Source organism: Shewanella frigidimarina (genome assembly GCF_003797125.1).
GTDB lineage: Bacteria > Pseudomonadota > Gammaproteobacteria > Enterobacterales > Shewanellaceae > Shewanella > Shewanella frigidimarina.
In genome coordinates, this window is record NZ_RKKE01000002.1 from 32,874 (window position 1) to 46,437 (window position 13,564).

General features: G+C 39.3%; 11 protein-coding genes. 1 reads left to right on the plus strand and 10 read right to left on the minus strand.

The features are described from left to right. Positions 1–134 precede the first annotated feature (134 nt). Positions 135–1,892 (plus strand): M61 family metallopeptidase, encoded by a 1,758-nt coding sequence (locus EGC86_RS05185; protein ID WP_123776864.1) that lies wholly within the window; start codon positions 135–137, stop codon positions 1,890–1,892. A gap of 154 nt (positions 1,893–2,046) precedes the next feature. Here EGC86_RS05185 and EGC86_RS05190 read toward each other — a convergent pair whose 3' ends face one another. From EGC86_RS05190 to EGC86_RS05235, 10 genes are all read right to left on the minus strand, one after another. Next, a complete protein-coding gene (locus tag EGC86_RS05190) occupies positions 2,047–2,898 on the minus strand; it encodes a CsgG/HfaB family protein (protein ID WP_011636991.1) in 852 nt (283 codons plus the stop codon). A gap of 2 nt (positions 2,899–2,900) precedes the next feature. Next, a complete protein-coding gene (locus EGC86_RS05195) occupies positions 2,901–3,302 on the minus strand; it encodes a curli assembly protein CsgF (RefSeq protein WP_123776865.1) in 402 nt (133 codons plus the stop codon). 12 nt (positions 3,303–3,314) lie between these two features. Then, entirely contained in the window at positions 3,315–3,893 is a 579-nt protein-coding gene (locus EGC86_RS05200; RefSeq protein WP_244262860.1) for a curli production assembly/transport protein CsgE, read from the minus strand. Continuing rightward, a complete protein-coding gene (locus EGC86_RS05205) occupies positions 3,890–4,522 on the minus strand; it encodes a LuxR C-terminal-related transcriptional regulator (protein WP_011636988.1) in 633 nt (210 codons plus the stop codon). The genes EGC86_RS05200 and EGC86_RS05205 overlap by 4 nt, the downstream gene beginning before the upstream one ends. Positions 4,523–4,675: 153 nt before the next feature. Further along, a complete protein-coding gene (locus tag EGC86_RS05210) occupies positions 4,676–6,334 on the minus strand; it encodes a curlin (RefSeq protein WP_123776866.1) in 1,659 nt (552 codons plus the stop codon). 20 nt (positions 6,335–6,354) lie between these two features. Continuing rightward, on the minus strand, positions 6,355–6,891 hold the full coding sequence (locus EGC86_RS05215) for a curlin-associated protein (RefSeq protein WP_011636986.1): 537 nt from the start codon (positions 6,889–6,891) through the stop codon (positions 6,355–6,357). 721 nt (positions 6,892–7,612) lie between these two features. Next, complete coding sequence (locus tag EGC86_RS05220) at positions 7,613–9,163, minus strand: curlin (protein WP_165872352.1); 1,551 nt, start codon at positions 9,161–9,163, stop codon at positions 7,613–7,615. Between the two features lie 41 nt (positions 9,164–9,204). After that, positions 9,205–9,738: a curlin gene (locus tag EGC86_RS05225; RefSeq protein ID WP_165872353.1), complete on the minus strand. Its 534-nt coding sequence runs from the start codon at positions 9,736–9,738 to the stop codon at positions 9,205–9,207. A gap of 503 nt (positions 9,739–10,241) precedes the next feature. After that, a complete protein-coding gene (locus tag EGC86_RS05230; RefSeq protein WP_123776869.1) occupies positions 10,242–12,032 on the minus strand; it encodes a bifunctional protein-serine/threonine kinase/phosphatase in 1,791 nt (596 codons plus the stop codon). 56 nt (positions 12,033–12,088) lie between these two features. Then, positions 12,089–13,555 carry a NarK family nitrate/nitrite MFS transporter gene (locus EGC86_RS05235; RefSeq protein ID WP_011636982.1) on the minus strand — a complete coding sequence of 489 codons (1,467 nt, stop codon included), beginning with the start codon at positions 13,553–13,555 and terminating at the stop codon, positions 12,089–12,091. Positions 13,556–13,564 lie beyond the last annotated feature (9 nt).

Sequence of the window (13,564 nt, forward strand, 5' to 3'; positions counted from 1 at the left end):
CAGTAAAAACGCTTTTTATGGGTAATATTTTGCCTAAAATGGGATTCGTTTGCTTAAGTGAGTCAATTTTGGCAGCATTAGTTATTATAGCTCAATCGTTTTGATTGCGACTTGCCACTCATTCGGAATTCTTTATGCATTATCATATTCATGCGGTCGACCCTAAAGCTCATTTATTTGAAGTTACCTTTACGCTAAAAAATGCCAATCCATCTCAGATTTTCTCTTTACCAGCATGGTTACCTGGCAGCTACATGATCCGTGATTTCTCCAAAAACATTATTGAAATTGATGCCAAAGAAAACCAACAAACATTATCGGTGACTCAACTAGATAAACAAACATGGCAATTGAATAACCAAGGTAGTCACATTAGCTTGTGCTACCAAATTTATGCATGGGATTTGTCTGTTCGCACTGCACACCTTGACACTAACCATGGCTTTTTTAATGGCAGTAGTGTGTTTCTTGCGGCTAATGGTCTTGAGTATCAACCACATACCGTTACTATTGCCAAACCTGCACTTGCAGAATTAGCTCATTGGACGCTAGCCACCAGCATGACTAGAGCCTCTGGTGAACAATTCAGCTTTGGTGAGTTTAGTGCTGAAAACTACGATGACTTAATTGATCATCCCGTTGAAATGGGTGAACTAACCATCGAAACTTTTTTCGCTGCCGGTGTTCCACACGATATCGTACTCAGTGGTAAACACAGAGCCAATATGGCTCGATTATCTAAAGACCTTAAAGCAATTTGCGAATATCAAATTGACTTATTTGGCACTCCAGCGCCCTTTAAACGTTATGTGTTCATGACCACTGTTTTGGACAATGGTTTTGGCGGCTTAGAGCATAAAGCATCAACCGCCTTAATGTGCTCTCGCAACGACTTACCTTTGTCACTAGATACGCCAGTGGATAAAGGTTATCGCACTTATTTATCCCTGTGCAGCCATGAATATTTCCATTCATGGAACGTTAAACGGATCAAACCTGCTGAGTTTACACCGTTTGACTTATCACAAGAGTCTTATACATCTCAATTGTGGGCGTACGAAGGTATCACGTCATATTACGATGATTTAATTACTTTTAAATCTCAGTGTATTGATGAGAAAGGCTACCTTACTTTACTCAGTCAAATTATGACTCGAGTATACCGAGGCGAAGGTCGCTTTAAACAAACCTTAAAGCAATCAAGTTTTAATGCTTGGACTAAGTTTTATAAGCAAGATGAAAATGCCGCCAATGCCATCGTCAGCTATTATACCAAAGGCGCATTATTTGCCTTGTATGTAGACTTAACCATCCGTATTGAAACCCAAGGAAAACATAGCCTTGATGATGTTATGCGTCAACTTTGGCAACAATATGGTTTAACGGGTGTTGGTACTAAATCGTCAAGCCATCAACAGATTGTTGAAACGCTATTAAATCGTCCTTGTGACGATATCTTTACTTATCTCGATAACACAGACGATTTGCCGTTAAAAGAATTACTGGCTCAAGTGGGTGTAGACATGAGTTTACGGGCCAGTGAAGGTACAACTGATTTGGGTGGTGCTGAAGCCACTGGTTATAAAATTGGTTTTGGCGCTAAAACAAAAGTTGAATCATTAGGGTTAAAAATTCTAACGGTTAGCCAACACAGTCCTGCACATCAAGCGGGATTAAGTGCGGGTGATTTATTGATTGCAGCAGACAACTTGCAGGTAACGAGTCAATTTGAACAGCAACTGCAAAGTCGAACCCTTGGCGAACAAATCACTTTGCATTGGTTTAGACGAGATGAATTGATGCAAGGAACATTAACGATTAGTGAAGCGGCTTTAGACACGATTTCGCTTAGCATCAACGATGCGACTAAAACACCATTGTGGCTTGGTTAATCCGGATAAATAATTCACTGATTTTAGAGTTAATTTACTGAATATTTTAAATATTGTTCACAAACCGCAATCAAAACTGCAAACAAAAAAGGATATCAATTTGATATCCTTTTTTATTAATCTTCTCTATTAATATACAAATGTATCAATACGACTAGCTTTGCTTAATCCGTTCTAATACTTGATTTTCAGTATGTGCCTCTAACCAATATTTTTGTAATGTTGGGTTTTTTACTCCAGATGCTGCATCAAGTAAATTCCAAGCTCGTTTCCAAATACCGTCAGCAATCATATGCACGACCGCACTTTCTATCGCCGCGGCAATACACAAACTCACAGGTTCATTTGAGGTATAACCCACTTCTGATTCTAATAATTCTTGCGCATCAATAAATTTAAATACACCAGCAGTAATTTCTTTTGAAATAACGGCCTTAGTGGTTGTCACACTGCTTAATAATCGACCGGTACGGATATCAACCGCACGTAAGTTAACCGTTATGCTATCGACACGGTATTGACCCGATACGCCGATCCCCAAATAACGAGCGCCTGCGCCACCGGTTTTAATATTGGTGTCGTAAGCTACTATGCCACCTTCCATTAAAATTTGGGCACTGTTTAATTGTGGCAACTTACTGGCGTCACCATTGAGTCCTGCACGAACAATTTTTCGTTCTGTCAGTAAATTTTGCAACCCTTCACGTTCAACAGGCACAAACCAAGCAGAATCATTGAGCGCCTGAGCTAAGAAAGCGGTTCCAGACTGAGGTACTGCGGTTGAAAAGTTACTCGAAGGTATCGGCTTGTATTGGCCCGTTTGATCACGGAAATCATACACTGCAGCCACCATACTTCCTTGGGGAGATGGTAAACTCACTAAATCGTAATAAGTCTCGCCTTTTGGCATTAAACTCGTGGTTGCTTCAATACCGTCGAATTCACTTTCTATCGATGAACACGCGCTCAAAGATAAAATAAATAAGCTAAGCACTAGTCTTTTCATGATTAGCCCCCTGTTGATGCGCCGACAATACCACCAACTTCGATGATGGTCGTCTCGCCGGTTAATAAATCAGTGATGTGAACCAGTAACGATCCATCTTCATTGACCACATTTATCTCAAAGTCATCGGTTTTTAAATAACCTTCACCACCATTTGCAGCATCATTAAACAATTGACTCATTAAGCGTGACTGTAATGAACTTGCAAGCCTGTCAAGCGCTGTAGGGGCTACATAGGAGGAGCCACCTTGATGTTCATTTTGCGCTGACGCATTCGCCAGTAAATAACTACCATTAAGGTAACTCCCCCCAAAAGCAGGATTAACTGGGGTATATACCAGTTGCGTCGCGGCTAAGGGAAAACTAAATGATGTTATTGATAAGATTAATAATAATTTTTTCATATGCATTCCCTGCTAAAACTCATCAGGAGCAAGATCGGGGTCTGAAAATGCCGCCCATTTTGCCTGTTGTTGATATTGCAACAAGGAAGCATTTACCCGCTTTGCTGCCATGTTCGCTTGTGCATCAATATTTCGCGATGCTGGGGATAAAAACGTCACAAAAACCGGCTTGCGATTATGCAACACTAAAATTTTACTACCACTTCTTGCTGTGGCTTGCTCTACAACAGTGAGCCCCGAGTGGTTGCTCATGCCATTGATATCACGATAAGCGCTAACAAATTCTCTATAAAAACGGTGGCCAAATCTTGTCATGGCTCTATTTAAGATTAATCCATCAATTAAATCAGCTTCACGCTTAGGTTTTGCATCACTGACACTCACTACAGGTTCAGTTGAATGCAATAAATTCTCTTGAGCTTTTGAAGCGGAGGATTCTGGAATAACTTCATCTGTGGTGGGCGCAATATTAGCTTTAGTAAACTCTGGAACATTAACGTCAACATCTTTACGATCATCAGCAATAGCATCACTTAACAAAACTGCCTGACTAGCCATCAGACAAAGGAGTATCACTGATGGATATTTCACACTCTCACCTCATGCATATGAGTTTGCGCCCAAGCAATGGCTTGACCACGACTAGACACACCAATTTTTCGAAACGCACGATAGAGATGCGTTTTAATGGTGGATTCACTGACAAATAGTTGATTAGCGATATCGAGATTTGTGCTGCCAGACAACAACGTTTGTAATACCTCACGTTCACGAATGGTCAGTTGCTCACTGTCATCGTCATGGTTAACACTCATTAACGATTGATAGAGATCTTGAGGGATTACACTACGGCCTTTTAGTATTTCATTTAAACCGCTACTAACATCAGCTAAATTAGCATTGGTATAGAAGACACCTGTTGTGGTCGATGGATGAATTAAAAATTTTGCATCAACTTGTTTAGGGAAATTTAGAAAAACGGTACGAATACCACAATATTCACGTTCAATAACGCGTTGTAGTTGATATGCTTGCTGAAGATCAATTGTTGCTAAATCGAAAACCACCATTGAGTTGGTTTGTGTGGAAAGTAACTTAGACATATTACCTGGCTGAGCCTTAGTTAATTTAACCAAAAACTCTTGTGGCCAGCGAGAATCAAGTAAATCGATTAACAACTGCGAACGCGATACGATCATCCAATTTTCAACTTTAAACATTCCTAACACTCCATGTGGTATGAATAAACTCTGGTATGAAAAAGCAATCATATTGATACTAAGTCCGTATCAATGTTCATAAGTTTAGCAAGTGGATTACCGTATAACAATTAGTCAAAAGGGTGCTTGCGCACCCTTCATTATACTTTTGTACTACATCCCTTGAACAACAGTAACTGAGTTACCGTAGCCAATTGAAGTTACATTAGCCGTATTACTCGCATCAGTTTGAGTAATTGATACCATGTTGTTACCCGCACCATTAACAAAAACATCTGCATTATGTAATGTACCAGTTTGAGAAATCATAATATCATTATCAGTACCTAACCAAGACTCTGCGATAGCAGTATTTAGATCTCCAGTTTGGTCGATATCTACTTCTGATGAAAAGTCTGATGAATCAGCATAAGCTTTGTTTTCATTACCGATTTGATCGATGGTAATTACGTTTTCAGCACCATATGTTCCAGCGCCTACATTAGGACCATAATAATTATTTGTTCCTGGCAAATTACCTACATAGTTATTATTACCTTCTTGATTAATCGTAACAGTGCTATCACCACCTAGTTCAGTTGAGGCGCCAGCATAGTTCTCGTTACCAGTTTGATAAATGAATACATCATTATCATGGCTATCTGTTCCTTGTTCAACAATTGCAGTATTGTCACTACCAACTTGTTCGACTAATGCGCTATCACCTAAACCGTCCTGCATAACCGTTGCTAAATTACCCATTCCAGAGGCTGAACCACTTTGAGTAACAGTTGCATTATTATCCACATTAGTTTGGTCAACATTTGCTACGTTGTCATATTCAGACTGGGTAATGGTTGACATATGGTCCGAACCGACTTGATCGATAGTCGCAGAATTGCTAAAACCACTTTGATAAACTAAACCAGTATTTAAGGTGTTCCCACTTTGACTTACAGAAGCGTAACCATCCTGGCCTGATTGACTTACATAAGCAGTATCATTATCACCTTGTTGATCAACATCAGCTTCGTTGTTTTCACCAGTTTGATAAACATCTGCTTGATTGTCATTACCGTTTTGATAAACATCAGCAAGATTTGATAAAGCTGTTTGTTCAATATAACCTGTATTATCATTGCCTGTTTGTGTCAACGTTGCAACAGTATCATCTGTATTAGCACTGTAACTAGTGTTTTGAGTATTTTGGTAAACATCACCATTGTTACCTGCACCTGTTTGAATAATTGATGCTTTTGCTGAATCAGAATCATCTTGATTAATGTAAGCATCATTTCCCCCCCCAACATTTTGGATAATAGTAGCATCGGCAAAATCGGACCAATGGTTACGAATCTCAGCAATATGTTCATTACCATTTTGATCAATCATTGAATTTGAGCCATCACCATCATCTTGTAGTATTTCAGCGCTATTTAAATTACCCATTTGAAGCACAGTTGCTGCCGCATTTGCACCATTACTAAACTGCTGTTCAATATTTGCATCGTTATCTATACCATTTGTGTCAATGGTTGCGGTTGCGGTCTGAGTTGTATTATGCTGAACAATATGACCTTCGTTTAATGATCCCTGTTGGGTTATAAAAGAATCTGAATCTGAGGTATTATATTGATTAACAGATGCATTATTACTCGCGCCACTTTGAATAACTGTCGCATCATTATCAGTACTATTTAATTGCTGATTAACGACAACTGAATTTTCCGCACCACTCTGATTCACATTTGCAGTATTACTATCGCTTGCATAAGCCCCTGCTGAAGTAAATATCGCTGCTGAGATTAATAACGCTAATTTAGAATGTTTCATCTTCGTATTTCCCTTTACTCTTAGTTAGATAAGCTTCCCTGGGTCACAACAACATGTTGTGATACACCCCATTGGGTCACACTTACAGCATTTCCGGAGCCGTACTGCTGGATCCAAATCGCATTTTCACTACCGGTTTGATTGATAATGGCTAAATTATCCGTTCCAATTTGACCAACATCGGCCATCAGGCTAGAACCAAATTGGTTAAGTAAAACAACATTATTAAAACCAGCTTGTAGTATATTGGCTTCAATATCATTTCCTGACTGATTTGCAATGGCATAATTATTTGTGCCCTGCTGTGTAGTGAGAGTTTGATTATTAAAGCCAGATTGAGTTGAAATAAAATGGTTGTTACTACCAAGTTGATTGATATTAACCAACATATCATCGCCAAATTGATTTACATTAGCTTGATTACCAATCGTAGCTAACTCATCAATATCGCTAATATCTTGGCTAACACAAGGAGATGAGGATATGAACAATGCAAAAGTTAACACCCCTGCTTTTGCCGTTAAGCGATAATTATTTTTACGCTTTTTCAAGGTCATGCTTCCTGCCCCTTGTGCGATGTTGGTGACAATTTAACTAAAAAATTGAATAAATCATCAATCATCGCTGTGCCATTGATAGTGTCAATATTATGGCGTCTTACAATTGAGCACGAATCAACCCACAGTATTAAACCGCGATAGACCTTAAGACTAAATGACCTACCACCCCCTACCTTTGTACTATTAAAATAAAAAATAATCATTAAATGATAGCGAATTAGGACTATGCAGTAACTGTTTTCAATTGATAAATCTGTTGAGGGCGGGTAAAAATATTTATCAAAAATTGGTATAAAGCTAACGAGTAACTCATCTATTTCAAGCAATGATTAAACATAGAAACAACATGATACAGGTCATTTACTTAGAATTTACTGCAATGACGAATCCATCAATTAAATCAGTTTCTGGTTGTGTATGATTGACACGCCAACGGGCTAACTTTGATCGTTCAACAAATTTTCTTGAGCTGTTGAGACAATTGATTTTGGTGTCACATTATCGGTTGTTGGTGCAATTTCCACTTTGTAAACGTAGGGCCTTGATATCTGTTGTTAAATATTGAGCTTGCAAAACTATCAGCGAATGTATCTATTACGACTTCAAAAAATGCCAATCTTAAAAATATCAAAGTGAGATTTTTAAGATTGGCACAATATCTTTAATTACTAATGTGTAAATAAAGAGGGTGCTTACACACCCTTCTTTTACTTTAGTACTACATGCCTTGAGTAATGGTCACTGTATTACCAAACCCCATGCTGCTTACAACTGCTGAGTTATTGATATCGGTTTGGGTAACATAAACCATATTGCTGCCAGTGCCATCGACATATACCTCAGCTAAATGCTCACTCCCGGTTTGATCGATAACAATTTCGTTAGCTTCGCCCCACACAGATTCTGCATAGGCTTCATTATGTTGTCCCGACTGGTCTATATCAATAATTGATGACAAATCAGCAGCATCGGCATAGGCCTTGTTATGATGGCCATCTTGGTCCACAGTAACGACATTATCACCCCCCCATGTTCCGGCGCCGAGTCCTTCACCATAAAAGCTACTACCATCGGGTTTATTATTAACTTCATTATGATGCCCAGTTTGATTCACTGTAACGGAACTCAATCCACCAGAGTCAGTTGAGGCACCTGCATAGTTATGATGACCTGATTGATTAATCACAATCGTATTGTCATTACTGAACTCACCTTGAAGCACTACAGCTTCGTTTGAGAAACCCGCTTGTGTAACCGTAGCGGTATCATTCATACCTTCTTGGTCAACAGTAACATTGTTACCAGTACCTGAATTACCGTTGCCGTTACCATTGCCATTCCCAAGAGTTAACGCACTTTGAGTCACCGTCGCAGTGTTGCCTTCATTAGACTGATTGACGGTTGCAACATGATCAAAGTCCATTTGCATTACCGTAGCAGCTTGATTCAAACCGTATTGGTTAACTTGAGCTTCATGGTTACCGCCAGTTTGAGTCACATGTGCATCATTAGATTCACCATTTTGATATACATCAGCCATGTTAGATAAACCAGCTTGTTCAACTAAACCAATGTTACCATTACCGACTTGCTCTAATGCTCCAACGGTATCATCACTACCCGAACCGCCATAATTCTGATTATTTTGTAATATATCACCGTCATTATTTGAACCAGTTTGGGTTAATGTGGCACTGGCAGCATCTGACGCTTCCTGTTGAATATAAGCATTATTGTTGGAGTTACCTGATTGATTAATGGTTGCATCTGCATAATCTGACCAATGGTTATAAACTTCAGCGGTATCCTCGCTGCCAGTTTGATTAACCGTAGACTGTGCACCGTCACCGTTATTTTGAGTGATGGTTGCTAGGTTACCGCTGCCATTTTGATTAACAGTCGCTTGAGCATTTTCACCATTATAAAATTCTTGTGCGACATCTGCTTTGTTACCATCACCAACTGATTTAACCGATGCGCTAGCTGTGCTTGTTGCATTATGTTGGTCAATCAAAGATGTATTATCATTTCCCTCTTGATTTGATGAGGCTTGGGAGTTTGCCGTTTCAGCCTGTAAAATAGTTGAAAGATTATTATTGCCAAGTTGCTCAATAGTTGCACTATTAGCAACACTATTGCTTTGTTGAACAACCACTGCGGTATTTAACTCTCCTTCTTGACTAACATCGGCTTCGTTACCACCTGCATACGCTCCAGCTGAGGTCAATAAAGCTGCTGAGATTAATAAAGCTAATTTAGAATATTTCATCTTTGTATTTCCCTTCATTTGGTTGAATTAAACAACTCAAATTAATTACTTTGAGTCACGCTAACGTTTTGCATTGTTCCCCATTGAAGAATACCAACAGCACTTCCATAACCATTCTGTTGAATCATAATGGTGTTATTACTTCCAGTCTGATGAATAATCGCTAAGTTTTGTGTTCCAATTTGACTCACATCCGTTAGCAAATTGCTTCCTACTTGACTGGTAATCACTCGATTACCAAACCCTGATTGATAGATACTAGCTTCAATATCAGCCCCGGACTGAAATGCAGTTACCCCATTGAACATGCCTTGTTGATGAGTAAAGATTTGATTGTTGTAGCCAAGTTGATTTGAATTGAACTGATTGTTGAACCCGCTTTGATTTAAATTAATGGATAGTTCATCACCAAGTTGAGTGACATTGACTGCATTATTAATACCTATAGCAAGTTCATTTATATCACTCAAATCATGTTGGCCAAGGCTAGGAAAAGACATAACACACAGGAAAATAGCAAGAACCCCAGTTGTTGCATTAAGGTAATATTGATGTACACGCTCGTTCAAGGTCATATTCATGTCCCCGGGTTATTAAACGTATAGAACATTCTATTTATGTCGCTTAATAACTTTTACATTCATTGTTTTGATATTGTGGCTCTGCCATATAACATCCGAATCAACCTTGAGTATTAAACTAATATAGACCTATAGGTTATTTTATTTTAATACCCAGACTTAATTGCGACAACCAAGCTAATAAATTGATCTAAATCAATTTTATGTTAGTACTTAAAAAAATAACACGTGCAACATTGATTTTTCATTTATTTAAATGGATTGATTACTTCTTAAATAATTGATGCTATTTTATTTATTTTTATATAAGCGGATGATTGATATAATAAGTGCTATTTAAATAAATTACACTGCTAATATAGATAGGGTTATTAATAATCATTTTGATGTGCAAAGTCATTACATAAAAAATAAGTGACTTTTAACAAGTTAATTTACTTACACACATTAACTTATTACTTATTTTTAAGCTTTATGTTTAAAAAACACTTTCATAATCAATTATTCCACCAAGAAGCCACTAAACATAAGAACAACGCGATTGAAATCACTTGCCAAAAACGCACAGGGTTACGGGCGATAAGAGGAACAAAATCTTTTACTGTTTGATTAGCTTTGGCGGTGGTTAATTGATGAATAAGCTCACAGGTGTCTGCTTGGCGTAGATTAGGATCAATATTAAGGGCTTTTTTTAATGCGTTATCCATCCACTCTGGCACCATTGGGTTTAATTGGTGCACACTAATGTAGTCTAAACATTGGTAATCCTGCCGCGTTCGACATTTCTCAAGTTTGCCTTTAAAGGGCAATTGTCCTGCCAACATCTCAAAAGCAATCACAGCAAGCGAAAACAAATCGGCACGGCCATCGGCTTGATAACCCAAGATAACTTCAGGAGCGGTGTAATCGGCTGTACCCAAAATACGATCTCGAGTTAACGGACTACTAATTTCTGCTACGCCTTTAATATAACAAGAACCAAAATCGATGATTTTAACTACCCCTTCTCGGGTGATAAAAATATTATCCGGTTTCAAATCTTGATGCAGCGTTTCACGCCGATGAAAGGCTCTGATCCCTAATTCAATTTGTTTTAGCAGTAATAAAACCTCTTCTACTGGCGCTTTTTTATGTTGGGTTAACCATTCACCTAGGCTTATCCCCGATAAAAATTCAGTAACATAGTACAAAGCAGACTTTATTTTTTGCAGTTCGACAACCTTAACCACATGAGTACTGTTGATACGTTGTCCTATCCAGCTTTCTAACATAAAACGTTCTATGTAAGCGGCATCATCAATGTAATTAACAGAAGGGGTTTTCATACAAAAAGCTTCGCCTTGGTCATTGACGACTCGATAAACCTGGCTGCGTTGTGATTGATGAAGTGTATGGGTTACCTGATAACCGTCTAACTTCATTCCAACGCTCAATGGTGGTGGAAACGGTTGACTCGACAAGCTTTGGTACACATCATCGATAGCTTGTTTCGGCAACTGGCTAACACTTAATAACTGCGAACTGAGGTTATCTTTACTGCCTAAATCAAACGCCTTTTTGTTTAACATTAAGCAAAATTGCTCACACAAATCATCACTAAGCATTGAATGTTGCTGACAAAGAACCGTCAGCTTTTGGTGTATTTCAAATTCAGTGAGTACGTCATGCACACCATCGGTAGTCATTAAATACACATCACCGACTTCTACTGATAAGGTTTTGTAATCAACATCTAAGTTAACGTCCATTCCTAATGCGCGAGTGAGGTATTGGTTTGATGAATTGATATTGGTGCTGTGGTCGTGGGTTAATTGCAGTAATTCTCCGTGCCTAAAGCGATAAATTCGCGAATCCCCCACATGCAACATGTGTACAGAACAAGACTTAAATACCAGTGCACTAAAAGTACATACAAAGCCACGCCTTGCATCACGATAATCTTGTCCTAATCCGTACAACCAACGATTCAAAGCCGTTAATACTTTGGAACTCGATGTTTGCACACCCCAGCTTTCAGGGGTGGAATAGTAATCCGCAAGAAAATTACTCACACTAATGGCTGAAGCATGCGCACCGCCTTCAGCTGTACTGACGCCATCGCTGATAACACTTACGACACCTTTGGTTATCAGTGCTAAGCCAGATGGAATACGAATACCGATGGCATCTTCATTTTGTGATTTACGGCCTTTTTCTGATGCTTGACCGACAACCAGTTGCAAGGTTGTAGCGAAGGGCAATGCCGCTTCGGTATTTGGGTTAACTAACGCTACAACCTCAGATGCCATATCGATCCCTACATACGTTTTATTGCTAAGGCTCAAACAAGGTTTGAGCCTTCAGTTTAACTTACGCTGATTAACGTAACTTCGCCATGTTCATTGACTTCAGCAATATGCCCTTTGGGTTCATTCATAAAGAACAAAGTAATAAAACCAAATACGGCACTAACTGCAATCACATAAAAGAAGATTTGAGTAGACACGATGGAATATACAGTTAAGAAAAACACTGCGCCGACATTACCATAAGCCCCTGTCATACCAGCAATTTGCCCTGTTAAACGACGCTTGATCAGCGGCACTGCAGCAAACACAGCACCTTCGCCACCTTGAACAAAGAATGAGCATGCCATAACGACTGCTACAGCCAAAGGCAATGACCATGACGAATCAATTTGTGCCACCGATAAATAACCAATAGCTAACCCTGCAGTTAATATTAACAAGGTCGTTTTACGACCAAATTTATCACTTAACCAGCCACCGCCAGGACGAGACATTAAGTTCATAAAGGCATAGCTTGATGCCAACATACCGGCTTGTGCCATGCCAAGCTCGAACGTTTCGGCAAAAAAGAGTGGCAACATAGATACCACGGCAAGCTCAGAGCCAAAGGTAGTGAAATACAACACATTCAAAACAGCAACTTGCTTAAACTGATAGCGTTCAAACTCAGGCACTTCCATTGAAAACAAGTGCTTGTTCACTTGGTACGTTTGGTAAAAATCGAACAAAAACACCACCACCAACCCAAGATAAATAAGGTAGGTTGCATCTTGAGTAAACATACTCACACCAGCAGGAGACAGTTTCCAACCTAACAACGCTAACGTGGCATACATAGGTACCTTCATAACGATCAGTAACACATAGTCACTTTTGCTGGTGACTTCTAAGCCGCCACCCTTTTTAGGTTTAAAGTAAGTCGAACCTTTTGGGGTATCAGTCACATTGAAGTAATACACAAACGCAAACAACAAACTCATTAAACCGGTAATGCCAATCGCATAGCGCCATCCGTCAGGGCCACCAAAAGCAAGTGCAACGGCCGGTAACGTAAAGGCTGCTGCAGCTGAACCAAAGTTACCCCATCCGCCATATATGCCTTCAGCTGTACCTAACTCTTTAGCCGGAAACCATTCACTCACCATACGGATACCAACCACAAAACCAGCACCAATAAAACCAATCAGAAATCGGGCTAACGCTAACTGCTCAAAGGTGTCGGCTACCGCGAACATAAAGCAAGGAATTGAACAGATCCCTAGTAAGGCAGAATAAGTAATCCTTGGACCATATTTGTCGGTCACCATACCAATGATAATCCGCGCAGGGATCGTTAGAGCTACGTTGAGGATCAGCAGTGTTTTAATTTGAGCTGTAGTCAGCCCTAAACTGTCAGCAATAACACTCACTAATGGGGCAGCGTTAAACCACACCACAAAAGTGATAAAAAATGCCATCCAACTTAAATGCATGATTTTCATCTTGCCGCGAAAAGAAAACAGATTAAATTTGTCAGCACTCATAACGGCTCC